Below are 24513 nucleotides of genomic sequence, written 5' to 3'. Positions count from 1 at the left end.
CCTTTATCTATAGAAGGAATTTATGAAATCGGTTAAAATAGGTAAAAGAGATGCAACATATCGCATGAACGGCTCGTCAGAAAGAGTGGAGGTGAACATTATGAAAAAAATGACGAATATCGTCCTGTTGGCCTCGTTGCTCGTGTTCTCGCTCGGTTCCTCGGCCTTCGCGTTTTCCGATTTGAAGGGCAGTCCCGATGAGGCGGCCATTCAATCTCTGCAAGAGAAAGGAATCGTTGAAGGAATGGACGGCGACCGATTTGCACCGAATACATCGATGACGGCGGCTCAGGGCGTACAATTGATCGTTAAAGCACTTGATTTGAATCTGGGAAAAATCCGTTTCGTCCGCGCGCCCAAAGCGAGCGACAGCTTCACGAAAGCCAAGGATGACGTCTGGTATTCAGATTCTTTCATCATTGCCGCTATGAACAGTCTTCCGATCGGCCGGGATATCGATCCCCAGCAGACGCTGACACGGGAGCAGTTCGCCGAATGGCTTCATGCCGCGGTGGAGAAAACAGGTCCTTATCCGGTTGTGAACATGTTCGTGAACATCGCGGATCAGGCAGAAGTAACGCCAGGCAGCATGAACGCGATTCAGGTTCTGCTCCTGACCAAGATCGCCAAGCTGGACGATGCGTCGAAATTCAATCCGAAGAAGCCCGTTACCCGCGCCGAAGCGGCTGTAATGGCTTATAACGCGATGGAATTCGTTGCCAAGCACAGCAAAGCGGAGGAGCTTGCGACAGCTCCTTCCGAGGAAGAAGGCGTTAAGATCATCGTGGAGAAACAGAGCGATGAGCTTAACAAGGTAACCCTCTCCCGCGGTCTTCAGCCTAACCCGGGCTACAGCATTACCATTGACCGGGTTGACTACGTGTCGGATTCGGAAGCCGTAGCCTACTACACGCTGCGCAAGCCCGACCCGGACAAAATGTATCCGGCCGTCATGACCGAAGCGAAAGCTTCCGTCACGGTCAAAGCCGGTTATAAGGTAACGGCTAAGCCGTCGAAGTAAACGGCCGTGGCATAAAGTCCCGCAGGTCGGGCAGAAGGGGAGTGAAGCTCCTCAGCTGTCTCGGACTTAGGGCGATGCCTGGCATCCCGAACACCTCCCTGAAATCGGATTCCTGATTTCAGGGAGGTGTTCGGCGTTTATAAGCAGGGCGTGGTCAGCGGCGGCAGTAGAAGATAATAGAAAGGTCGCTTGGGCGGAAGCTGCGGCGGTTCTATGACGGATGAGAAACGGGGATTGATTTCGCCTGGATCGAACAAGAAAAACGGCCGATTTTTTCGCTGGCAGCAGCCGGACACACCAAGAAGGACGCGGATCATCTGATCGCGTCCTTTTTTGATGTTTATTGGTGCAAGGGAGGGGCGCTCCTGTCAGGAGTAGAGGGATTGCACCGGCCACCGGGAATCGGAGAGAGCCATCGTCAAGCTTCCCGTATCGTTGTTTCGCTTCCGGCACCGCTGCCGGGCATCCTCACCTGGAGAGTCGTGCGTCAGCCGGGAGCGAAAGTGCAAACCTGCAAACCAGTAAGCTTTGCAAACCCGAAATCGGTAACCCGAAACCCGAAACCCGAAACCCGTAGCCCGTTTAAACCTAGCCCACCACCGCCACGGCCACCGGCTTGCTCGGCAGATGGTGAATCGAGCGGACGTACCGGATCGTCCGCGTTTTCGCGCGCATGACGATGGAGTGCGTCTCGGCCCGCTCCGCGGAGAGAAAGCGCACGCCGCCCAGGAAATCGCCCGGCGTAATGCCCGTTGCGGCGAAGATGACATCGTCGTCGCCGATCATATCCGGCAGGCGCAGCAGCTTCGCCGGATCGTCGATGCCCATCGCGCGGCAGCGCGCCGCGTCTTCTTCGCCGGACGGCATGAGGCGGCCCTGCAGCTCGCCGCCCAGACAGTGCAGCGCGGCCGCGGCCAGCACGCCTTCCGGCGCACCGCCGGAGCCGATGTAGAGATCGACGCCGGATTCCGGGAACGCCGGCGCCATCGCCCCGGCCACATCGCCGTCGCTGAGCAGCTTGAGCCGGACGCCGACCCGGCGCAGCACGGCGATATGCTCCGCATGGCGTTCGCGGTCGAGAATCGACACCGTCAGATCGGCGATGTTCTTGTCGAGCAGGCGGGCCGCCGATCGCAGCGTCTTCTCCAGCGGCTCGTCCAGGCTCAGCTTTCCGCAGAGCGCGGGTCCGACGGCCAGCTTCTCCATATACATGTCGGGCGCGTGCAGGAGTTTGCCTTTATCTGCGGCCGCGATAACCGCGAGCGCGTTGTTGAGCGCCTTGGAAACGAGCTCCGTGCCTTCGACGGGGTCTACGGCAATGTCGACTTCCGGTCCGTCCCCGCTGCCTACGCTCTCACCGATATAGAGCATGGGCGCCTCGTCCATCTCGCCTTCGCCGATCACGACGGTTCCTTTCATGGAAACGGAACGGAACGACTCCCTCATAGCGGCAGTTGCGGCGCCGTCCGCCTCGTTTTTATCCCCGCGTCCCATCCAGCGGGCGGCCGCAAGAGCGGCGGCTTCCGTCACACGTACGATTTCCAAAGACAGTTCTCTCTGCATCTTCTGTTTTCCCTCCACATGTTTAATATGACTCATATATAAATTAATGTGTTGTACTAAATACTAATATATGATATAAAATAAGTGAAATCAATCCTTGTTTGAGGATTATTTTGAAATGTGCAGCCCAAATGCTGCATGTTATGCTCACGATGGGACGAACTTTCCTCTTTTTTAAAAAGAATGAAAGGGATTTCATCATGAACGGGATTATGACGTCATATATCTTCATTAAGAACCAACAACCAATCACAGAGGAGCGATGAAAACAATGAGCAAGGCGAAATCGGACGTCATGCTGGGAACTCTGCTCTGCAAATGGTGCAACGAGATCGTCGGGGAATTGGATACGGAGAAAGTGACCTTGTATTACACGCAATGTAAAGATGGCGCCTGTCGGGCAGCCGTAGACAAAGAGGGAGTGGGACACAATGAGCAAGCAATGGCTGATGCATTTTTATGAGGGAAATCAATCACTAGCGGGACTTCTTGGCGGCAAGGGCGCCAATTTGGCCGAAATGACCCGGGCGGGGCTTGCCGTTCCCCCGGGGTTCACTCTGACTACGGAAGCTTGCAGAGCTTACTATATAGAAAGCCGGCTGCCGGACGGTCTGCTCGCGGAAGTGCGCGAAGCGATGGCGGAGCTTGAACAGCGCAAAGGACAACGTTTCGGGGACGCGGCTTCGCCGCTCCTCGTCTCGGTCCGTTCGGGTTCGGTCACGTCCATGCCGGGCATGATGGATACGATTCTAAACCTTGGCCTTAACGACGACACGGTGGAAGGCTTGGCCGCCGCCACCCAAAACCCGCGTTTCGCCTATGACTGCTACCGCCGCCTGATCCAGATGTTCGGCAGCGTCGTTTTCGGAATCGAGGGAGCCTGGTTCGAGAAAAAACTTCACGCGCTGAAACAGGCCGCCGGGACGGAATCCGACCAGGATATCCGGGCGGAGGACTGGCAGGAGCTGATCGGCACGTATAAAGCGCTTATTTTGAAAAGAGCGGGCGTTTCGTTTCCGCAGGACGTTTACGAGCAGCTCCGGCTGGCCGTCGAAGCGGTTTTCCGCTCCTGGAATAACCAGCGCGCGCAAATTTACCGCCGGTTGAACGGAATCCCGGACGAACAGGGAACCGCCGTCAACATCCAGGCGATGGTGTTCGGCAATCTTAACGAAGAAAGCGGCACGGGCGTTGTGTTTACACGCAATCCGAGCACGGGAGAGAGAGTCCTGTTCGGCGAATATTTGACGAATGCGCAGGGGGAAGACGTCGTCGCGGGCGTACGTACGCCTCAGCCGATCGCCAAGCTGGCGGGGGACATGCCTGCCGTTTACGAGAAGCTTGTCGGGATGGCGGAGCTGCTGGAGCGGCATTACTCGGATATGCAGGACATCGAATTCACCGTTGAAAACGGGACGCTTTACATGCTCCAGACGCGCAACGGCAAAAGAACGGCTCAAGCGGCCATGAGAATCGCCGTGGAGCTCGTCCAGGCGGGCATCCTGACGAAGGAAGAGGCGCTGCTCCGCGTAGAGCCTTCGCACCTGGATCAGCTCCTTCATCCGAGCCTGGATGAAAGCGAAGCTCCGGCCGCGCTGGCGACGGGCCTTCCGGCATCGCCGGGGGCGGCCTGCGGACAGGCCGTCTTCACGGCGGACGAAGCCGACGCCTGGGCCCGTGCGGGCAAAGCCGTCATTCTCGTCCGCACGGAAACGACGCCGGAAGATATCCACGGCGTGCTCGCGGCGCGAGGCGTGCTGACGTCCCGCGGCGGCATGACGAGCCATGCGGCGGTCGTGGCGCGCGGCATGGGCAAGCCGTGCGTATGCGGCTGCGAGCTGCTGGCCATCGACAGCGAGGAGAAGCAGGCCTCCATCGGCGGGGTAGCGATCCGCGAAGGCGACTGGCTCACGATCGACGGCGCCACGGGGCGCGTCATGATCGGCGAAGTGCCGCTCAAGGAAGCGGATATGTCCGCCGAGCTCCAACTGATGCTGGAGTGGGCGGACGACGTGCGGCAGATGAAGGTGTACGCCAACGCGGACAATCCCGAAGACGCGGCGAAAGCGCGCAGCTTCGGAGCGGAAGGCGTCGGCCTATGCCGCACGGAGCACATGTTCCTCTCCCCGCAGCGGCTGCCGATCGTCCAGGAGATGATTCTGGCCGACTCGGATGCGGCCCGCGGAGCCGCGCTGGAGAAGCTGCTGCCGATGCAGCAGGGCGATTTCGACGCCATCTTCCGCGCGATGGCCGGCCTGCCCGTGACGATCCGGCTGTTGGACCCTCCTCTGCACGAGTTTCTCCCGAACCTGGAGGAGCTTGTGGCGCGTCATGCGCAGCTGACGGCCGCTCGCGCCGGGACTTCGGTTCCGGATGCCGAACTGCAGAAGCTGGAGTTCCTGATCCGCAAAGTCCGCGGCCTGCACGAAGTGAACCCGATGCTGGGGCAGCGGGGCTGCCGGCTGGGCATCCTGTTCCCCGAAATTTACAGCATGCAGATCGAAGCGATTTTCGGGGCGGCCCTGGCCTGCCTGAACGACGGCGTCGACGTATCGCCGGAAATTATGATCCCGCTCGTGGGTCACGCCAACGAGTTGCGCATTATGCGCGGGCTGGTCGACGAGGTCGCGGACCGCATGCTCGGCGACCTGCGCGCCCAGGTCAATTATCGTGTCGGCACGATGATCGAGGTGCCGCGGGCCGCGCTGACCGCGCCGCAGATCGTGCAGCACGCCGACTTCTTCTCGTTCGGCACGAACGATTTGACGCAGATGACGTTCGGATACAGCCGCGACGACGCGGAGGGCAAATTCCTCACGCATTACGTCGACAGCAAGCTGCTGCCGGACAATCCGTTCCAGGTGCTGGACCGCGACGGCGTCGGCCAACTGATCGAACTGGCCGTTACCCGCGCGCGCGCCGCGAAGCCGAAGCTCAAAACCGGCGTCTGCGGCGAGCACGGCGGCGATCCGAAGTCGATCCGGTTCTGCCGGGAAACCGGGCTCGATTACGTGTCCTGCTCCCCTTACCGCGTGCCGCTCGCGCGCATAGCGGCCGCGCAGGCCGAAATCGAGATGGCCGCGGAAAAAGCCGCCTCCGGGCAGCAAAGGATTGTATCCTGACCGCATTTTATATATCATGGAGATATACCCGATTCACCTGCGGGAATCCGCCCGTGAGGAGTGAGAGTCATACAGCTGTCTCAGCGCCAGATGGAAATTCTGGAATTCATTCATAAGCAAGCGCCCATAACCGGGGAGCAGATTGCCGAACAGCTTGGCGTAAGCCGTCCGACGATCCGTTCGGATCTGTCTCTTCTGGTGATGCTCGGCCATATTAACGCGAAGCCGAAGGTCGGTTATTTTCCGAACCAGTCGTTTCGCGAAGAACAGGCGGGCGGGCTGAAACTGAAAGTCAAACAGGTGCAGTCCATGCCTGTCATCGTACGCAAAACCGCTACCGTGGGCGACGCCGTCGTCGCCCTTTTTGTAGATAACGTGGGCGGGCTTGTCGTAGCGGATGAAGAAGGCATGCTGCTTGGCGTGATTTCGCCGAAAGATCTGCTCAAAGTGACGCTGGGCAACCCTGCGGCCGCCTCCATGCCGGTTTCGCTGGTCATGACGCGCAAGCCGCAGCTCGTTACGGTGACTCCCGATGACGACGTCATCGAAGCCGCCCGTAAAATGGCGGAGAACCAGGTCGATATGCTGCCTGTGGTCGTGCCGCATGAGAACGGCAGCGATACGCCGTCTCTGGAAGTGGTAGGGCGCATCTCCAAAACAACAATGACCAAAGTGCTGCTCGACGCAGCGAGGAAGTGGTAAGGAAGGGGAACACATACCGGATGGTTCAGGATGCACATGAGGCGCAACAAACGATCACAATCTGCTCCGATTCTGTCGGAGAGACGGCGGAGACGGTCGTACGCGCCACAATCCGCCAGTTTAACGGCCACAACGTCAAGATGCGGCGCATCGGACACATTAAGCATGAAGATGAAATCCGCGAGATTATGGAGGAAGTGCACCGCGAAGGCGGCTTCGTCGCTTACACGCTCGTCCAGCCTGAACTGCGGGAAATGATGAAAGAAGAGGCGATCCGCCTGGGCGTCCGCGCCATCGACATCATGGGGCCCATGATGCAGGCGTACATCGACACGTTCGACGGGGCGCCGAGCCGTAAGCCCGGCCTCATGCACGAACTTGACGACGCCTATTTCCGGCGGGTCGAGGCCATTGAATTCGCCGTCAAATGCGACGACGGGCGCGATACGACTTCGATGATGAAAGCCGACATCGTACTCATCGGCGTGTCCCGCACTTCGAAGACGCCTCTCAGCATCTTCCTGGCGCACAAAGGCTACAAAGTCGCGAACTTCCCGCTCGTGCCCGAAGTGAAGCTTCCGAAGGAGCTGTTCGAGTTCCCCGGCAGCCGCATCGTGGCCCTCACCATGAACGCGGAGAAGCTGTTCAAGATCCGGATCGAGCGGCTGAAGACGCTGGGCCTGCCGTTCGGCTCCCAGTATGCCACCATGAACCGGATCAACGAAGAGTTGGAGCATGCCAGCAGCATTGCGAAGCGGCTCCGCTGCCCGGTCATTGACGTGACGGACAAAGCCATCGAGGAGACGGCAGGTCTGATCATTGAGTTTTTGCAGGCGTAAACAAACCACCGCTTGAGCGGTTGGGTGAAGCTCCCCGGTTATGGACCGGGGGGCTTTTTTTTGTTGGGATTTTTTGTAGACAGCAAGTAGAAGGGGGAGTATTGGCTTATCCAATATTTGACATTACTTAGTTGTACCATTAGCATGAAATTATCTTGACCTGGCCCTATTGGGCGAAAAGGAGTGAAGTTCATGCCTTCTGTCCGAATCAAAAAATCCTCTGTGATCATCGGGACCGCTATCCTGCTGCTTGCGCTTTCCCCCTTTGCTTATTCCCGGTACACCCTTTATAAACTCGAAAGAGGAATTCTGGCTTATTTAACCGAAACGAAACACTACCAGGAGGAGGAAATCCTCAGCATTGAGGCAAAAATCAGCAAGATGCCGAAGTATCCGATCTATGTAAAATTCACGGACGAACCCGATGTCACGTATCTCTACATATACAGGGACGATAAGTACATTCAAGCTCCACCGGGTTTGGATAGCAATTGGCACCTGATTCTGCGCAAGCATACCGACAAAGAGACGCTATAATCCTTTTTTTTGCTTGCTTACATATGAATGGGTGGGGCTCGTCTACTTCCCCCCGCTTTTGTAGTTAGTTAGCATCTTATATCAGTGAGAAACAGTGAGAAACCATATCTTGAAGGCATTACCTTTTGAAAATTCCTTATGGTAATTGTGAAATAGGAGGCTTTTCGTGAAAAATAGAAAAATCTTTTACTTTCTAGGAGTAATAGCAGTTCTCCCGGCCTGGTATTTTATAGACATTAGAATGAATATCAACAATTACGAAAAAGAGTTAAGAAAGTACCTGATTGAGACCAAGAAGTATGCCGATGAGGAGATTTTAAGTATCAAGGGGAAGCATAGTAAAACTCCTGCGTACCCCGTCTACGTTAAATTTAAAGATGAACCCGACATAACCTATGTGTACAGCCATAACGGAGAAAAATGGAATCAACTAGAAGGGGCTCGTGATCAATATGGAAATTTGCCTAAGTACAAACATGATGAAAACCCGAGCTTGATAAAATAACAAATCAACCGGAATTATCAAAGCGGCACGGCATCACCGGGAGCAAGAGCGCGCATGCTTGACCGGAGAAAGGCTAATAGGGAGGAGATGAACTAATCTGTCATGGTCGTGTTTACTATAGATATTAGAAAAGTATACGTGCACACCCATCGTCTTCAAAAGGACGGCACATTTAAAGAGGTTAATCAAAACTTGTCCATACAAGATGGGGATGCGGTATTTAGGGATTACGATCTTGCCGAACAATGGATGAAGAACAACCCCGTAGTTTACGTGGATGATGAAAAAATTTATAACGAGTCTGAATCCTATTCGTATGGTTCACCGGCTTTCACCATCAGGCAGCATCGCACGTCCCTTCCCCAAAATATTTTCTTCACGAAAGAGGAAGTCATGAACGTTCTGGAAAATGGCGATGACGAAGTTAACCATGTTCTGGTTGTGGATTACGACGGAGTTGTACATTTACTACCGGAATGCAGCAATTTGCGCGGATACGCTGTAAGGTTTGAGACTTTTATAGCCGGAAAAGGTTATGTGGGGTCCACGGGTAATCTCCGTCATCTGGATGTAACTTACCGGGCTTTGTTAGATGCCTGGGTCGAGCATCTGCATCACGGAGATGAGGCTTACAGGGATTATGACATCGGGAAGATCACGGTAGAGGAACTGCAAAAAGAGGCGGAAGCTTTAGTTGCTAAAATGAGGACCCTGGGTTCTGAGAATGAGAGTTGATTAACTTTTGACCTATTTTATTATTTTGATACTTAACTTTATAGTAGCTTACTTTATTTATGACGATTCCAGTTTTCTTAAACCTTTAATCCATTCTATCTTTTTACTGATTTTGATGGCCGGGATGGATTTAATTTTGAAAAACAAAAAGAAAAGAAAAGAAAAGACCATTCAAGTGAAAGCACAAATAAGAAATAAACAAAGAGCCTTAACTCAAACCTCTAGCTATTCGACTCCACAGAAAGTTATGACCGAGTTCATGGGATGGGCTGATTAATTTGATAATCTTCAGGAGGTGTTCTTGTATGAAAGACATAATATATAGTGTGCTAATCGCCATCCTCATAACAATAGCCGCCTCTTACGTCGAAAGACCAGTTAGCCTTTATTTTTTCGTGATTTGCCTAGTTATCTGTTACGGTGTGGGCTGGATTGTTGAAAAGGTAAGTAAATATATTTCGAAAAATAAAAAGAACAAGCAATTTAAAAGTTAATGGAGGTTGACGGATTAAATTCAGGGAATTTATCATCCGGTCACTTTTGTAAATGACAAATAGAGAACTCGCCTTCGTAAATAGAAACATTCAATAAGGTTCCGTCTGATTTCTTAAACATGTAAGTTGCGCCCATACTTAGATCCCCTGCATAAGTCCAGCCATGTTTTTCAATTTGTCTCTTATAGCTACTTTTCAAGCCATCTGTTTGATGAATGTCCGGAGCTCTATAAACGTGTATGGTGCCTGCTGATTCCGGAATGGTTTTTTTGAGAACGGCGTTACGTGGGACTGGATATCCTTCTGGTGAAATCGTGTATTGAGCTGTTCCTGACCAAAAAAGGTAACCAACACACAAAAGAACCAAAAGTAAAGCTGACATAAAAATTTTTCTCATAGTCTACCGCCTTCTTGATTTTGTCACTATTTTTAATGCTTGTGGACATGCAACTAAAAAGAACACAGGTAAGAAGACTCTTACAAGCGATACTCCTTTAACAGCAGAAAGTTACGATTTTCATGTTTTTTTGTGCGTTATACGAAAACCACCCCCAAACAAGAAAAGACCTTCCGTTATCCCCAAAGGATGACCGGAAGGTTTTCTGTGCCTTGGCAAGGGTGGCTGCGTCAGATTTTTAGCTCCCCGAGCTTGATTAGCTCGACTACCGCCTGTGAATGACCTTTTACATTCAATTTTTGCATGACATTCGTAATATGTTTTGTAACACGCATAGTTAAAACCCAGTAACGGCGCGGTTTTGACGGTTTCAGCGTGTCCCCCGCCCGCTTCCCTACAACGTGACTTTCCTATAACGTTAACAATTCTTCACTTCATTCGTCACACAACACATTCCCCCGGCGACATATTGATTTGCGCAAGACAAGCGCAACGAAACTACATTCAATGGGGGACAATCAAATGAACACTAATGAACTACGAAACAAACGGCACGACGAGCAGCGTATTTTCTTCAAGGTTGATGTATTGGCGGTTCGCGGCGGCATAATCGCCAAGATCGGGGCAGACGGTTTTGCAACGCTTGCAACGATCGCTTCGTTTATGGACGAAGACGGCGTATGCTATCCGACGCAAGAAACACTTGCCGAAATGATGGGTGTTACCCGCTTCACCGTAATTAAGCGTATCCGCACGTTGTTAGAAACGAAGCTTGACGACGGTACACCTGTCCTTGAACGAGCGTGGAGAAATCGCACAGGCGGTGGCGTTGGGAGACAGTCTGTATATAAAGTCAACATGGCTTGCGGCGTATCAATGGGGCGCGATTCTAAAGACGTTAAAAGTATTGACGTTAAAGAATCGCACGTTAGCGAAATACACGTTGAAGAAAAGCACGCGCTAATGTTGAAAAACGGTACGAATAATGTGAACAATTTCAACGTCTCGGATGTTGTCGCAGCTTCACACAAAGAAGAACCAGTATTTAAGAAGAACCAAGAAGAAGAACCAATAAAAGAAGAAAGAAAGGACAAGCTTTCTTATCTATCTATTCCTTCGGAAAATGCCAACGACAACAATATACACTTACCCCAGGTCGTTGAGGAAGACGTCGAGCATAAATCCTTTAATTGGGGTGAGGAATGGGAAAAGGATTTCGGCGATGCAGACCGAGAACGTAGACGTAAATCCGAACGCCCATTAACCGCAAAAGAAAAGGCGGATATTGAAGAAATTCAGAATAGCCGAACGGTGACTTATTCGCTATCAGACGAAATGTTCGAAGCAGCATTCGGGGTTAAAAATAATACTTCGACTTCTTGTTAAAGTCACAATTAGTATAACTGTATATATGACAAGACGTGTACTCCTACGGGTTCGGGGTTCACGTCTTTTTATTTACCCGTAGCGTCACAAATTTTATAACGCGAGGTGACATAATGAATGCAATTGAACAATGATACAGCCCGCCTTATCCGGGCGAACACGCAAATGAACCAAGTACAATTTGCTAAAATTGTCGGGATTTCACGCGCACTACTTGCAAAGATCGAAACGAATGCGAAGCCGATTTCGAATAGCGTCGAAAGGCGTATTCGTACCGCATTCGGGCTAGACGACGAGAAAATAAGTCAACTACTTAACAATGCACTTTACAGCGTACCGGGGAGGAATTAACCAATATTACCAGACTGCCCCCCGCCAATATGAAGAACATTTTGAATGACTTTATGTAGGACTGCAATGAAACTTAATGAATTTGTTTTTGGAATCGGAGTTAACTATTTACTTATTACGCCGATATATTACAAATAACATATACTTCAATGAAGAGAGAGGTCCGCGATGCAAACGAATGGTATTTACGCATTATCAACTCCAAGCACTATAGTAGCAAAGAATAACCAGCTTGCTACTAAAGTGCTTGTCCCTGCAAGTAATAATGCTTCTGATGCAGTAGAGATGTACACCCCGAGTGTGATTGATGAAGGACAACAAGGGCTTCGTGCATTGGGAGGCCAGTGGATTGTTGGAAGGGAATTTACATCAGTTCAAGGTACGGACTACTCAAAGAATTTTCTGGATGATGTAAGTGGGTTTCTGGTAAAAAGCGCATATGAGCGTGATCTACTGCTTCAGCGTTACACAGGAGACGAATTGAGTCAGCATCTTGAGCAATACGATAAGCAAGTTCAACTCAAAATAGAGGATATCGCGCAGACAACAGTGAGCACTTTGTCTCAATATTTGAATTTTGAAAATGATTCTATTTTTGGAGGTAGCAAGGAGACACAAGGAGAGTTCCTCTCCACCTATAAGCCGATCTTCGACAAGGATGAGTTGACCGATCGTATTAAGAATATGCTACAGGAACAGTCCCGGCTTCTGGGCAAGTTACAGGAGGAGCAGGGGGACCAGTGGAAGCAGATCATGGAACAAGGCGGCAAGGGGATTACAGACTTTCGGGATTTACTGAAGGAGGAGGCAAGTAAAGCCTCTGTAGGAGAATCTACCTCTTTTCAAGATATTAGTTACCGTGATGTAGCAGGAGTATTCGATGCACTGGTACACACAACAGCTAAAGCTATGAACACGTTTACTTTTGATACGGAATGGATGGCTAACAATTTAGGGACCGCACGTCTCAAGCTGGATCTTTATTTGCAACAATCGCCTATGTCGTCAGCGATTAAGGAGCAACTCACGCAGTCCGTAGATAAGGCAATGAGTACCAAGATGGGAATCGCAGAATATGACGACTATAAATTCTCTCTTATCTCAACGCCTTCCTTCCGCAAACAATTTGCTTCACATCAAGAAATGTCATTGGAAATAAAGCGAAAGTACAGCGCCCATCTACAAGACCTTAATGCCAAGAAGTCTGTAGGAACGATCATGTGGGAGAGCATGAAGGGATTATTGAATCAGAAGCCGGAAGATCTTCTCAGTGGCCTGATGAACGCCTTCAATAGTCTGCATCACAGCCTCATATCAGCACCGAGTATGCAAGGGGATGTAGGTCCAAAGGCCAAGCTTGAATTTGCAAACCAGGTACGAGATGCGAATCTAGAGGACTGGAACAGCTTCATTTCTTCTCTGAATATTGGTCAACAGCAGAAGAGCGCGCTTACGATACCCAAGAATAGTATTGATATTAAAGTATAGTCGTGAATAACGTAGAACTTCTGTCCGGAATTCAGCCGGGTAGGGGCTCTTCATATGTGTTCTAGTTCGCAGCTTCAATTCCCGATAAGGGGAATATCAAGCCGAATATTGCGAATGAACCTGAAAATGGGTAAGAGCTAACCGTCATCAGCAGTGGACCGTGGGCATTGGCGCCATTTTCAAAAGTGAGTACGGTCTCGAGAAAATAGGGGAAACAATATATGTTAAAGTTCACGTAAGACGAAAGCGTCTAAATATATTACATACACGGTAGTGTGGGTTTTTTATAAAAATCCAAACAAGAAAAGACCTTCCGTTATCCCCCAAAGGATGGCCGGAAGGTTTTCTGTGCCCTGGCAAGGGTGGCTGCGTCAGATTTTTAGCTCCCCGAGCTTGATTAGCTCGACTACCGCCTGTGAACGACCTTTTACATTCAATTTTTGCATGACATTCGAGATATGGTTACGCACGGTCTTCTCGCTGATAAAAAGCTGCTGTGCGATATCCTTCGTCGTTTTGTCCTGTACGAGTAATTCAAAGACTTCGCGTTCACGATTTGTGAGTAAGAATTTGTTTTTATGGTCGCTGCCCTTCAAGGGCAAATATTGTTGTTCACTTACTTTCACTCCTAGTCACTCCATATCACTTATAAACACTTACTGTAACTGGGTTTGTCCTATTTTTCTTTCACTTATTTTCACTTCTCTTCACTTCGTTTCACCTGCTGTATTCTGCTCTTTTTGCATCAAAATTGCATCAAGTGCATCAATCATTCTCGTTATGAAATACAGGGCTATTTTGGACTGTATTTTCGTTCATTTGCTCATTTAATTATCCGTTGAAAATCATTCGAAAATCAAGTCATAACCGTGCGGCGTTTGCCTTTGAACGTGTTATATTTATAGCATAGGAAATAAAGAGAGCAGCCCGATGTGATCGGAGCTGCTTTTTGTTTGTCGTCAAATAAAGGAAATTTGCACAGACCCAAGAAATTAACTGTATAAATTTTCTTGGGGTGAATGTAGGTATGGAATGGTTAGATGTTGCTTGGACATGGATAGTTACTGATGGTTGGCAATTCATTGTATCTATATTAGCTGGAACGGGCGCAGCAAAATTATTCGTTGATTATAGTTTCAAAAAAAGGCTTGAACAAGATAAGCAGGTTCTAAATAAGGAGTTAGAAAGCCACAAGAAAGAATTGAATATTGAGCTAGAGAGTCACAAACAAGCTTTATCGGTTATGACTGAAAATAGCAAGTTTGATTATCAAAGGATGATGCTTGATTTTAGTTTATATAGAAATAAAAAACATGAGATATATCCTGAATTATTCAAAAAGTTATATGTTGCTGTCCGGGAACTCAGTCATCTCAGCGTAAGTTGGGATCAAGAAAATTTGGATATGTATTCCATAGTAAAAATCGAAAAATACTTGTTTGAAGAAGAGGAAATTCGTCATGTTAGTGAAGATTGTGACGAGAAGGATGTAGGTAAAATAAAAATTAAAATGATGGTGGAAGAGCTAAAGGAAGCTCAGCAAAAATTTCAAGATGCTCTAGATTACTTTACTTCCTCCCAACTCTTTATTCCTGCAGAGATAAGTAAAGATATAATTAACCTCTTAAGTTTAGGAAATGATCTCGCAACTATGAGGACACATCAAATTTTTGTGAAAACAACAAACAATAAGATTGAGCATACATCTAGTGAGGCGAAAATTCAATTTCGTTTAAATGAAATTTCAAAGATTATGTGGAGAATTGAAAGGAGCTTTAAGAAGGAACTTTCCTTGGCCGAATATGATGAAAATTTTTTGAAAAAAGCATGAAAGTATAGCTTCGTGATCGCTCAAATATCTACTCAAAAATTAACAATATAATAAACAATGTAGCCAACAAAGCTAGAAAACGCTACAATTCTTGATAAATAAAGGTTTACCGTTCCTTTCTTAAATAACCAACAAAGAGATCAACAATCGAATTAACAGGCTTCTAACAACTAACCAGAATGATCTAAGAAATACATATAAAAACATATGTGCATTTTGCACTAAATCAAATTGCACAATGATTAGAAGTCACAAAACATATTAGTTTCTGCTAACATTAACTAGGGTTTCTGCATACATTAACTACACTGCAACAATGGTTTCTGTACTGTTTTTGCTACACTAACTCGCTTCAACTGGCATTAATGTATACATTAACTACACAAAAGAAAAGAAATTAAATTAAATAAAACATACATAGTCATGACCACTCGGATCATGACTTTTTGTCATGCCTTTTAAATTGATTCTAGGACGTTTTAAGTACTGGACATGTAAATGGTCGTTTAGAGATAGAAAATGTCAAATAGACAGCATTCTGTTCGTCTAATGACGTGCTAAAGGATATGTTTGGAAGGGGAGTGAGGATATTCCACCAAAAGCGAGAAAACCGTGTTCCGTGGTAATATGAGATTAGAAATGGCGAGAACGAGACCCCGGCTCAAACGTTCGGTAAACACGGGCGGATCTCTTCCCGCCTTTCTTGTTGGGGTGATTAAAAGTCTGATGAAATAGTTACGCGCAAGGGTGCTAGGCTATGGAACGCATGTGCCGGATTTTAAAGAGAGTTCTTTTTCATGAACCCTCTATCTCCGTCTCCTGGTTCCGGCCCGCTTGGTCCTCCACCGCCACTATTTCCACCAGCTCCAGGATTGTCTCTTGGATTGTCTGGGTCTGCTGGTCCACGGGGATCGTCGTGAGGACTTTCACCGCCAGGTCCTTGTGGGTCCATATGGGGGGGGCCTTCGTTTGACTCGCCGCCGCCCTCTCCTGGGTCTACTCCTGTAAATTGAGCTGTTTTCTTTTTCATGAAAGGGTCCTCCTTGTTTAATTAGTTTCAGATAGTATTCATCATTAGGGACGGGGATATTCAAGGAATCGCAACTTCACTGGCAGCTAGTGGAGCGGGCCTCCGCTAGAGGATACGGACATAAGTGGAGGCAGGCAAGATTACAGTTCCTGCAGCAGAATCCACTATGTGGACATTGCATGGATAAGGGGAAACTTGAACCGGCTACTGTCGTTGATCATATAACGCCGCACAAAGGTGATATGGGTTTGTTCTGGGATCAAGGGAACTGGCAGCCATTATGTGCGACGTGTCATAGCATTAAAACTGCTAAAGAGGATGGAGGGTTTGCATGTTCAAAGTAACGCAGCATACAACTCCACAGTCATACGGAATGTTTACTCCGTTCAGCAGCTTGAAAAAAACGGTCGCCTCCCCTTCGCAAAATTGTTTCGTGTTAACATATATGGTAAAATTTATATGAAGGACATTGAATAGGGAGGCTTTTATGAAAAAATTGTTTGTAGGAGTATTATCGGCAAGTATCTTTTTAACGTCAGTAAGTCCGCTATATGCCAACAACGATACACAAAGTCAGAATACGGATACAAAAGTTGAAACGTCTTGGGTGGAGAATGGTGTAGAAATAACGGTCAATGATCGTCATTCTCTTAGTGAAGAGGAAAAAGCAACTTTTTCGAATTTTGCTTTACCCAATGGAAACGGAACAAATTCTATCCCTCTACCAGATCTCGGAGATGGGGATGTTATTGAAGGGCCGACAAAGCATGTATTTGATAGGAGAGTGGACAGATACATCATGGAAGGTGCCCTCAGAGGGGTTTCTCTATATGTAACTAGTAGAATCGGAAATAATTGGTTGACTGGATTGACGCAGGTTTTTTTAGGTGACGTAACTAGTAGCTTAAAAGACAAACAATATGAATACGCGACAGTTCTTACTAGAAAAGTATACACTAGCCCCGATAATAGATATGCATATTATATGACTATGGTTTATTACAGGGACTCCAGCTTTTCGACCCCATATAGAGTTAAGACCGAGTTCATGGGCTGGGCTAATTAATTCGATGATCACTAGGGAGGTGTTCTTGTATGAAAGACATAATATCTAGTATGCTAATCGCCATCTTCATAACAATAGCCGCCTCTTTCGTCGAAAGACCTGTTAGCTTTTATTTTTTCGTGATTATCATGGTTATCATTTACGTTGTGGGCTGGATCGTTGAAAAGATAAGCAAATATATTTCGAAAGATAAAAAGAGTAAGCAATTTAAAGGTTGATGGAGGGTGACGGCCGCCATTGTTTAAATGCAGCTCAAAACACGTCAATCGCATATATCAAACCAAAGTCGTCCAATCTGGCGGCTTTTTTATTTACTGCGGTGACGGAATAGGTAGACGTACTTTCGCTATGGTATACAGTACGCTGATGGGCTTGCGGGTATAAGGCTCCAGGTTGGCACGGGTCCACGCTAAAAACCCGTTAGTGAGAGGAAGCCATCATGTAGGGTGCAAATCCCTACCCGCAGATATATCACTCACCGCTTTTTGGTATCAGGTTAATTATCTGCAGAATACGCCGTTTGTCTTCTGTGCTTCTGTCCCGAAGGGCGGCAGTAACGGCAACGATAATATCGTCATCTTCTGTTCCGCTGCTATTAAAGTTTAAAAGCTCCATGACTTCAACGTTAAGAGCTTGAGCTATTTTGGCAAGGTTCTCGAGAGTGATATTACGTTCGCCTCTCTCCATGCCGCCGAGGTAAACCATGTGTAAGCCAGCTCGTTCAGCAAGAGCTTCTTGAGAAAGTCCTTGAAGCTTACGTAATTCCCTGATACGGGCTCCTGTTAGTTTTAAAATGTCCAAGTTGCTAACCTCCCTGTAGGCTAGTGTAGACAAAAGCTAAGGGGAGCATAAGCATCCTATGAGTTTTAAACGTTGAAACGTATAAGTTTATGTTGTACAATTGGGAAAAAGTTCCATGAAAGGTGAAGCCATGAACTATGATCCCAATGTATTCAGGAATAACCGATATACACGCCGTAAGCCCCCTAACTTCCGGTATTACATAAAGCTCGGCCTGTTAATTGGTTACATGATTCTTGTAATCTGCGCAGTCGTCTATTTTGCTTTCACAAGTATATGAGCAGGTCACCCGAAAGGGTGGCTTTTTATTTTGTAAGGAGGCGAAGCAAGGATGATTAAGGCAAGGGTAAAAGAACTTGCTGAACTGTTGGTCTTCAGTGAGAAGTATGAAAACATGGAGCAAGCTGAACAAGCGATATGGGATTTGGTAAATGGGCCTATGGATAAGGTAAGAGACGACATAAAGTACAAGTATCTCATCAGCGCCCGTACATACAGCGTAGCTGCAAGTATTGCGCAAGAACGAGGACTGAAACGAAGCCAGTGGCATTACGTGTCCGATCCAAGAGGTAGGTCGTCCGCACCTGGTGGCGTGAGAACAACAAGGGATAGGTTAATCGGCAGGTTCAATGAGCAGGAGATATGTAGTCTTACTGGATGGGCAGAATCCAGAAAAGTGTGCGATGAAGAAAGTTAACCCATTCTACAAGACCTCGGCATGGCTCAAGTGTAGAGAAGTAGCATTGATTCGGGATAACTATCTATGCCAGTCGTGTTTGAAGAACGATCGTCTTGTATCTGCTGAGGTTGTCCACCATATCAAAGAGCTGGAGCTATACCCGGAGCTTGGGCTAACACTGGATAACCTAGAGAGTATATGTGCATCGTGCCATAACAAGCTGCATCCAGAGAAGGGAAGAGGGAAGAAGCCTGATGTTAAGAAACGCAGGGCAAGAGTGATCGAAGTGAAAGCAAACATTGAGAGGTGGTGACCAGATGTTCGACGCTCAGAATTGATTTGTAAGGCGCTCTGATGTTCAGAGGAATAAATACCATTCCCATAACGTTGCAAGTCCCCCTGTCCCTAATTCTGGAAGCGAGGGGCCCTAGGGACCGGGGGCGGTGCTTCGTTCGTTACGCGGACCATTTTTTCATGAAAGGGGGGGGGTAAGCCGGTGGCTGTACCTACTGCAAAACGGATTCGCGAATACTTGGGCGACTCATATAAGGAGTCAGATGAAGAGTTGATCAAGCTCTATCTGGAGACTCATCAGTTTTACAGGCGACTTCAAGCTGAGGTGAAAAACTCCAAGCTCATGTATGAGTATACGAACAAAGCAGGGGCCACAAATTTGGTGAAAAACCCCCTGTCAATTGAGCAAGCTAAGACCGTTCAAACGCTTAATAATCTGTTAAAATCCCTGATTCAGAGAAAATCATAAAGGTATCTTCCTTGCCAAAACATTTAGTCAAATGGAGCCATGAGCTTCAGACAGCGAGAAGCCTAACGGTGTGAATAAGCATCTTAGAATCTTTGACGAGATGCACGAATTTAAGGATTTCAAGCTTATCAATGTCAACAAAAACTCATTGGGTTTCCGACAGCAGCCCTTAATCATGTTTTAAAACTATATATGCCCACACCCCCAAACAAAAAAAGACCTTCCGTTATCCTTAGAGGATGACCGGAAGGTTTTCTGTGCCCTGGCAAGGGTGGCTGCGTCAGATTTTTAGCTCCCCGAGCTTGATTAGCTCGACTACCGCCTGTGAACGACCTTTTACATTCAACTTTTGCATGACATTCGAGATATGGTTACGCACGGTCTTCTCGCTGATAAAAAGCTGCTGTGCGATATCCTTCGTCGTTTTGTCCTGTACGAGTAATTCAAAGACTTCGCGTTCACGATTTGTGAGTAAGAATTTGTTTTTATGGTCGCTGCCCTTCAAGTTGTCATCCCTCCTTGCTCGGGTTTTGGAGTAATTACAAGGGTAAGGGATACAGTCAACTTAGTGTATGAAGGGCGCTTACCAATGGTGCGATGGCGGGGGAAAAATAGGCGAGAACAGGGCTGTTTTAATATCAGTGATTCCGCATCCCGATTTTGATAATCGTTTGTAACAAATCCCGGCCGTCTCTGCTGTAAAATGTTCTGTAGAGCATTAGGGAGGAGATTCAAGCCATGCGGAAAAGTTGGGCAGCAGCGGGAATGACGGCGGCGCTTCTGGTCGGCATTACGGCCGGAGCTTACGCGACGAGTAATCTGAAGGAGATCAAAGCTTTTTTAAACCCCGATTTGCAGGTGGATTTGAACGGCGTTACGTTTACGCTGAAAGATGAGCAGGGGAACGATCTGGTCCCTATCACGTACGAAGGCAATACGTACCTGCCTCTCCGCGATCTTGCGCAGCGGCTTGATTTGAGTGTGACTTGGGACGGCACCAACAATAAGGTCTTTCTGAAAAACAAGCCATACATGGAATTTTCCGCAGAGGACGAGGCCTTGCTTGAGAAATACGGATACGGAGTCCGGGTTCCGAGATGGCTGGAGAATGTGATGGTGAGCGTCATACCGGAGGAAAACGTGAAAACGTCCATCGAAGAGGGCCGTTTGGATAAACGGGCGCAGGCGTTGACGCTGATCCATTATATGGTTCAGGATGAGGATTTGCACCGTCTGCACGACGTGGTGGCCCGGATTGAAGTGTACAAGAAAGAAGACTGGCCCGAGGTGAAGAAAACGGCAGCGGGTGTGGAAGTTCTCGGCGAGAACGACCGGTACGTTTATATCGCGAAGAAGGCCGCGGAGAATCCCTACGAGCCCGGAACGCTGGATGCGGAAGGTTTCGGGGATTTGCGGGACTGGCTGGATCTGCACGACTATTACTTTACTTTGAGCGGCAAATAAGCGGGCAAGCACTTATTTTATAGGCGGAAAATGAAACGTCTCCGGGAGGGGGCGTTTTTTTGGTTTTTCCATATGGAAATTTTACCATGCGGCAAGAAAGTAGTTCTATAGTAATAGTTATCAAAGGGAGAATCAAACAAATATATACAAATATTTCCCTTTAGGCTATATAATATAGGAGTAATTACCTATATAAATCAGAAGGAGAAGAGAAACGAGCCCGACAGAAACGGGCAGCCAGGTCATACTATTCATTCGGGAAAGAAGGCATTTTTTTGAGACACTTACATAAGCTGTTGAGTTTAATGATGATCGTCTGCTTGCTGCAAATCAGTCCTTTGGTGCACGCGGAAGCGATTCTCCAGAATCAGGCGGTGAACGGCGGGACGATTAACCAGAATATCGTTTTCATTGATGTAAACAATCATTGGGCGAACGACGCTATCTACGATATGGCGAAGAAAGGCATCATCAGCGGTTACGAGGATTCCTCCTTTAAACCGGAGAAATCCATCACTCGCGAAGAATTTGCCAAACTGATCGCGCTGACGTTTTCGATCAATCTGCAAACACCGGCCGAGCCGACCTTTGCGGATTTGAATCCGGACAAGTGGTCGTTCGGTTACGTCGAATCCACGAAAGAATTTTTGACCGGCTATTATCCACCGAAAGGCAAGCCGTTCTTCAGCCCGGATACCAAGGCAACTCGTGAAGATGTTGCCGTTGCGCTCGTCAAAACGATGGGTTACACGACCGACGATTTGCGGAGCAGCAGTACGCTCGGAAGAAATTTCAGCGATGTGGACGAAATTTCCTATAACCTTCGGGACTATGTCGCCATTGCGACGGAAAAGCAGCTGATCGGCGGCTACGAGGACAGCACGTTCAGACCGCAGAAGCCGATCACAAGGGCGGAGGTAGCCACTCTTCTTTTCCGGGTCATTAAATCTTCCGCTCAGGATCAGGCCGACGGACCTTCCCTGGAAGTGACCGTACCGGAGAAGACGGAAAGCGGCACGTTCTATGTTTCGGGCAAAACACATCGCGACGCCAAGGTTCAGATCAACGACAAGGCGGTATCGACCGACGAAGGCTCTTTTAAGGAAGGCTACCGTCTGGAGAAGGAAGGCGCGTATGAGATCCGGGTTACGACCAAGCTTCCGAGCGGCAAAACGACAACCGTAACCAAAAAAGTAACGTACCAGGTGAACGGTCCGGACTTGAAGGTGGACAACACGCCGGACACGGTTACGAAGGGGTCTTTGACCATTTCGGGCAAGGTGAAAAAGGATACCAATTATTCGTACCCGACCGTCTATCTCAACGATGAGAAAATGTACGTCAGCAGCTGGGACGGCACCTTCTCCAAAGATGTAAAGCTGGCGGAAGGCGAAAACACGTTCACCGTTAAAGCGGAAAACGAAGCGGGAAAAGAAACCGTCGTTACGAAGAAAGTCACCTTTAGCTCCGGTGGTCCCGAGCTTAAGGTAAACTCCATTCCGGACAGCTCGCAGGTCGCTTCGATCAAGGTTTCGGGTACCGTTAAGGATGCCAACGATTCCTATCCTATCCTGTATATCAACGACAAGAAAGTATATATGTACGGCGGTTCTTTCAGTGAGTCCATCAGATTGGAAGAAGGCGAGAACACGCTGACATTCAAGGCGGAGAACCAGAACGGAAAAGTGACGGTCGTGACCAAAAAAGTGACCTTTAACGTCAACGGGCCGACCCTGAAGCTGAATGCAACCCCCGAGAAAACCGCCTCTAAAACCTTGACGGTTTCCGGGTATGTAACGGATAAGAACGACAGCATGCCGACTCTCAAGATTAACGGGAAGAAAGTGTACTACACCTCCTACGCCAGCGGATCGTTCTCCGAAGAAATCACGTTGTCGGAAGGCGAGAACACGCTCGTTTTTGAAGCGACCAATTCAACGGGAAGAAGTACGACCTTGACCAGAACGGTCACCCTGGAAACCGATGCGCCCGTTATTCAGGTCAGCTATCATCCGGGCAGCACGACGCTCAGCTACATGACGATTTCGGGAACCGTAAAGGATAAGAACGACAGCTATCCGGTGGTTTACTTGAATGACCGCAAAATTTATTGTTCTTCTTATGACGGGACTTTTTCGGAATGGTTGGATTTGAAAAAAGGCGCCAATCCGTATACGATCGTCGTGTCCAATAAATACGGCAAAACGGCGACGGTAACCGGAAATGTTTACCGCGTCGATCGGTAGGCCCATTTGGGCGAGGCATTTGCCGCTCTCTGACGAACGTTGCGAAATAACCTCTCTCGTGGTTACATGAGAGAGGTTATTTTTGTTCTTCCGGCAGGGTAAAGCTGCCCATTAAACGAGCTCGGCCGCGAAGGAAGCGACCCCCTGCGGCCTTGCGGCATCTTCTGCCGCTCCGATTGCGGAAAAAGCGCAATTGCGGGCCCCCCACTCGCCCGCGGGAAAAGCGCCGCTGCCGGTCACCCGCCGGCCGCCGACCCGTCGCCGGAACCAAAACAGACCGCCTCCCGAAGGAAACGGTCTGTAACCGGCGCCGCCGTCACAGGAACGGCGCCATGATCGGCTGGATCAGCCCCAGCGAGAACAGCGCGGCCAGGATCATCGCGACGCTGGCGATGGCCCCTTCCTCGCTGCCGAGCTCGTGGGCCTTGCTCGTGCCGGCGCCGTGGGCGCCCATGCCGAGCAGCAGGCCCCGCGAGATGCCGCTGCGGATGCGCAGCGAGCGGATGACCAGCGGCCCGATCACCGAGCCGCAGATGCCCGTCACGACCACGAACACGGCCGTGATCGAAGGAATGCCACCGAGCGAACGCGACACCTCCATGGCAATGGGAGTCGTGATGGAGCGCGGCGCCACGCTCTCGATCATCTGCGGGCTGGCGTGAATCCAGCCCGCAGGCAGCACCGACGTGAGCACGGCGACGACGGAGCCGCACAGCACGCCCGCCACAAGCACCATGGCGTGCTTGCGGAGCAGCTTGAACTGCCGGTACAGCGGGATCGCGAACGCCACGGTGGCGGGCTGCAGCAGATCCGTCAGCGGCTTCGTGCCGGCGTTGTAGGCTTCAACCGGCGTATCGGTGAAGAACAGACCGGCGATAAGCAGAACCGGCGCGACGACGAGCGGCGACAGGTAGGCTTTGCCTGTCTTCCGGTACAGCCGGTTGGCCGCCCAGAAGACGACGATGGTGATCAGCAGGTACAGAAGTCCGGTTCCGGTCATGAGGCTGCTTCCTCCTTCTTGTCTTTGCCGGCGCGTCTGCGCCCCAGAAATTCCGCTACGAGCCCCGTGCTAGCCATAACGAAGAACGTGCTGATAATGATGATGAGCAGGTACCCGCTCCCCGATACCGAGAACATTTCCTTATACTCCAAAATGCCGACGGCAGGCGGGACGAAGAAGAGCAGCAGCATCGACAGCAGAAAATCGGCGCCCTTCTCGATCCATTCCAGCCGGACCCAGCCGAAGTGAAGCGCGGCGAAGACGATGAGAATGCCGACGATGCTTCCCGGCACCGGCAGGTGCAGCCGCTCGGACACGAGGCGTCCCAGATAGGCGAACGCGATCAGCAGGCCGATCTGGCCGCAGGTGACGAGCGCCCGCCGGACGTGAACCGGGGCAAACCGGTCCGGCGGCCAAACGAAACGTAGTTTTTTATGAGGACCGCTTAAAGGTGGTGCGGGTTGTTTGTTCATCCGGATAATCCCCTTCCATA

Annotated in this window: 27 protein-coding genes and 2 pseudogenes; 20 read left to right on the top strand and 9 right to left on the bottom strand. The window is 49.3% G+C overall.

The features are described 5' to 3' along the window. Positions 1-100 precede the first annotated feature (100 nt). Entirely contained in the window at positions 101-1021 is a 921-nt protein-coding gene (locus HMPREF1207_RS06890; protein WP_231392021.1) for an S-layer homology domain-containing protein, read from the top strand. Between the two features lie 588 nt (positions 1022-1609). On the opposite strand, the gene glpX is transcribed toward HMPREF1207_RS06890, so the two are convergent. After that, a complete protein-coding gene (gene glpX / locus HMPREF1207_RS06885) occupies positions 1610-2584 on the bottom strand; it encodes a class II fructose-bisphosphatase (protein WP_009675444.1) in 975 nt (324 codons plus the stop codon). Between the two features lie 271 nt (positions 2585-2855). On the opposite strand from glpX, the gene HMPREF1207_RS06880 reads away from it, so the two are divergent. The 8 genes from HMPREF1207_RS06880 (at position 2856) to HMPREF1207_RS29135 (ending at position 9301) form a co-directional block, all read left to right on the top strand. Then, positions 2856-3047, top strand: coding sequence for a GapA-binding peptide SR1P (locus HMPREF1207_RS06880; protein WP_009675441.1), 192 nt, complete (start codon positions 2856-2858; stop codon positions 3045-3047). Next, entirely contained in the window at positions 3016-5706 is a 2691-nt protein-coding gene (gene ppdK, locus HMPREF1207_RS06875; RefSeq protein WP_009675439.1) for a pyruvate, phosphate dikinase, read from the top strand. Before HMPREF1207_RS06880 ends, ppdK begins: the two co-directional genes overlap by 32 nt. A 90-nt stretch (positions 5707-5796) precedes the next feature. Continuing rightward, on the top strand, positions 5797-6408 hold the full coding sequence (locus HMPREF1207_RS06870; RefSeq protein ID WP_009675446.1) for a helix-turn-helix transcriptional regulator: 612 nt from the start codon (positions 5797-5799) through the stop codon (positions 6406-6408). A 20-nt stretch (positions 6409-6428) separates the two neighbouring features. After that, positions 6429-7247: a pyruvate, water dikinase regulatory protein gene (locus tag HMPREF1207_RS06865; protein WP_009675440.1), complete on the top strand. Its 819-nt coding sequence runs from the start codon at positions 6429-6431 to the stop codon at positions 7245-7247. Between the two features lie 192 nt (positions 7248-7439). Further along, positions 7440-7784 carry a DUF3139 domain-containing protein gene (locus tag HMPREF1207_RS06860; protein ID WP_009675435.1) on the top strand — a complete coding sequence of 115 codons (345 nt, stop codon included), beginning with the start codon at positions 7440-7442 and terminating at the stop codon, positions 7782-7784. A 166-nt stretch (positions 7785-7950) separates the two neighbouring features. Beyond that, positions 7951-8289, top strand: coding sequence for a DUF3139 domain-containing protein (locus tag HMPREF1207_RS06855; RefSeq protein ID WP_009675445.1), 339 nt, complete (start codon positions 7951-7953; stop codon positions 8287-8289). Between the two features lie 102 nt (positions 8290-8391). Beyond that, positions 8392-9024, top strand: coding sequence for a hypothetical protein (locus tag HMPREF1207_RS06850; RefSeq protein ID WP_009675447.1), 633 nt, complete (start codon positions 8392-8394; stop codon positions 9022-9024). Between the two features lie 136 nt (positions 9025-9160). Then, entirely contained in the window at positions 9161-9301 is a 141-nt protein-coding gene (locus HMPREF1207_RS29135; RefSeq protein ID WP_155977422.1) for a hypothetical protein, read from the top strand. A 257-nt stretch (positions 9302-9558) separates the two neighbouring features. On the opposite strand, the gene HMPREF1207_RS06835 is transcribed toward HMPREF1207_RS29135, so the two are convergent. Continuing rightward, positions 9559-9915 carry a hypothetical protein gene (locus tag HMPREF1207_RS06835; RefSeq protein WP_016423531.1) on the bottom strand — a complete coding sequence of 119 codons (357 nt, stop codon included), beginning with the start codon at positions 9913-9915 and terminating at the stop codon, positions 9559-9561. 230 nt (positions 9916-10145) lie between these two features. Continuing rightward, a pseudogene (locus HMPREF1207_RS30160) lies at positions 10146-10244 on the bottom strand (helix-turn-helix domain-containing protein); the annotation flags it as partial. Positions 10245-10437: 193 nt separating this feature from the next. On the opposite strand from HMPREF1207_RS30160, the gene HMPREF1207_RS06830 reads away from it, so the two are divergent. Further along, a complete protein-coding gene (locus tag HMPREF1207_RS06830) occupies positions 10438-11301 on the top strand; it encodes a helix-turn-helix domain-containing protein (RefSeq protein ID WP_009675442.1) in 864 nt (287 codons plus the stop codon). Positions 11302-11820: 519 nt separating this feature from the next. Then, positions 11821-13140: a hypothetical protein gene (locus tag HMPREF1207_RS06820; protein ID WP_016423529.1), complete on the top strand. Its 1320-nt coding sequence runs from the start codon at positions 11821-11823 to the stop codon at positions 13138-13140. Positions 13141-13511: 371 nt separating this feature from the next. Here the strand turns inward: HMPREF1207_RS06820 and HMPREF1207_RS06815 are convergent, their stop codons facing one another. Continuing rightward, positions 13512-13736 (bottom strand): helix-turn-helix domain-containing protein, encoded by a 225-nt coding sequence (locus tag HMPREF1207_RS06815; protein WP_009672290.1) that lies wholly within the window; start codon positions 13734-13736, stop codon positions 13512-13514. A 431-nt stretch (positions 13737-14167) separates the two neighbouring features. Between HMPREF1207_RS06815 and HMPREF1207_RS06810 the strand changes: the two genes are divergently transcribed. The 3 genes from HMPREF1207_RS06810 to HMPREF1207_RS06795 all read left to right on the top strand — a co-directional run bounded on the left by HMPREF1207_RS06810 (position 14168) and on the right by HMPREF1207_RS06795 (position 17067). Next, entirely contained in the window at positions 14168-14971 is an 804-nt protein-coding gene (locus HMPREF1207_RS06810) for a hypothetical protein (protein ID WP_009672306.1), read from the top strand. Between the two features lie 1086 nt (positions 14972-16057). Further along, the gene (locus HMPREF1207_RS30730; RefSeq protein ID WP_082211300.1) at positions 16058-16345 is read left to right on the top strand and encodes an HNH endonuclease signature motif containing protein; all 288 of its coding nucleotides are present in this window, start codon (positions 16058-16060) and stop codon (positions 16343-16345) included. Between the two features lie 143 nt (positions 16346-16488). Further along, the gene (locus HMPREF1207_RS06795) at positions 16489-17067 is read left to right on the top strand and encodes a hypothetical protein (protein ID WP_016423528.1); all 579 of its coding nucleotides are present in this window, start codon (positions 16489-16491) and stop codon (positions 17065-17067) included. A gap of 471 nt (positions 17068-17538) precedes the next feature. Here HMPREF1207_RS06795 and HMPREF1207_RS06785 read toward each other — a convergent pair whose 3' ends face one another. Continuing rightward, positions 17539-17868, bottom strand: coding sequence for a helix-turn-helix domain-containing protein (locus HMPREF1207_RS06785; RefSeq protein WP_170318612.1), 330 nt, complete (start codon positions 17866-17868; stop codon positions 17539-17541). Positions 17869-18199: 331 nt separating this feature from the next. Between HMPREF1207_RS06785 and HMPREF1207_RS29125 the strand changes: the two genes are divergently transcribed. From HMPREF1207_RS29125 to HMPREF1207_RS30155, 4 genes and pseudogenes are all read left to right on the top strand, one after another. After that, positions 18200-18565, top strand: a complete 366-nt coding sequence (locus HMPREF1207_RS29125; RefSeq protein WP_016423527.1) for a hypothetical protein — start codon at positions 18200-18202, stop codon at positions 18563-18565. After that, complete coding sequence (locus HMPREF1207_RS06780; protein ID WP_231392020.1) at positions 18552-18860, top strand: HNH endonuclease; 309 nt, start codon at positions 18552-18554, stop codon at positions 18858-18860. Before HMPREF1207_RS29125 ends, HMPREF1207_RS06780 begins: the two co-directional genes overlap by 14 nt. Before the next feature lie 183 nt (positions 18861-19043). After that, the gene (locus HMPREF1207_RS06775) at positions 19044-19310 is read left to right on the top strand and encodes a P27 family phage terminase small subunit (RefSeq protein ID WP_016423526.1); all 267 of its coding nucleotides are present in this window, start codon (positions 19044-19046) and stop codon (positions 19308-19310) included. Then, positions 19297-19491 (top strand): annotated as a pseudogene (locus tag HMPREF1207_RS30155) (terminase large subunit); the annotation flags it as partial. The gene HMPREF1207_RS06775 and the pseudogene HMPREF1207_RS30155, both read left to right, overlap by 14 nt. 99 nt (positions 19492-19590) lie before the next feature. Here HMPREF1207_RS30155 and HMPREF1207_RS06770 read toward each other — a convergent pair. After that, entirely contained in the window at positions 19591-19815 is a 225-nt protein-coding gene (locus HMPREF1207_RS06770; protein ID WP_009672290.1) for a helix-turn-helix domain-containing protein, read from the bottom strand. Positions 19816-20048: 233 nt separating this feature from the next. Between HMPREF1207_RS06770 and HMPREF1207_RS06765 the strand changes: the two genes are divergently transcribed. Next, a complete protein-coding gene (locus HMPREF1207_RS06765) occupies positions 20049-20774 on the top strand; it encodes a stalk domain-containing protein (protein ID WP_009672292.1) in 726 nt (241 codons plus the stop codon). A 275-nt stretch (positions 20775-21049) separates the two neighbouring features. Further along, the gene (locus tag HMPREF1207_RS06760; RefSeq protein WP_016423525.1) at positions 21050-23020 is read left to right on the top strand and encodes an S-layer homology domain-containing protein; all 1971 of its coding nucleotides are present in this window, start codon (positions 21050-21052) and stop codon (positions 23018-23020) included. Positions 23021-23131: 111 nt separating this feature from the next. Here the strand turns inward: HMPREF1207_RS06760 and HMPREF1207_RS30545 are convergent, their stop codons facing one another. The 3 genes from HMPREF1207_RS30545 to HMPREF1207_RS06750 all read right to left on the bottom strand — a co-directional run bounded on the left by HMPREF1207_RS30545 (position 23132) and on the right by HMPREF1207_RS06750 (position 24493). Then, a complete protein-coding gene (locus HMPREF1207_RS30545; RefSeq protein ID WP_009672300.1) occupies positions 23132-23260 on the bottom strand; it encodes a hypothetical protein in 129 nt (42 codons plus the stop codon). A gap of 76 nt (positions 23261-23336) precedes the next feature. Further along, entirely contained in the window at positions 23337-24020 is a 684-nt protein-coding gene (locus tag HMPREF1207_RS06755) for an LrgB family protein (RefSeq protein ID WP_009672315.1), read from the bottom strand. After that, a complete protein-coding gene (locus tag HMPREF1207_RS06750) occupies positions 24017-24493 on the bottom strand; it encodes a CidA/LrgA family protein (RefSeq protein WP_009672308.1) in 477 nt (158 codons plus the stop codon). The genes HMPREF1207_RS06755 and HMPREF1207_RS06750 overlap by 4 nt, the downstream gene beginning before the upstream one ends. Positions 24494-24513 lie beyond the last annotated feature (20 nt).

It is taken from the genome of Paenibacillus sp. HGH0039, from assembly GCF_000411255.1.
In the GTDB taxonomy this organism is placed as follows: Bacteria; Bacillota; Bacilli; order Paenibacillales; family NBRC-103111; genus Paenibacillus_F.
The sequence above is the reverse complement of the archived record's forward strand: the minus strand, read 5'-3'. Positions and strand labels throughout refer to the sequence as shown.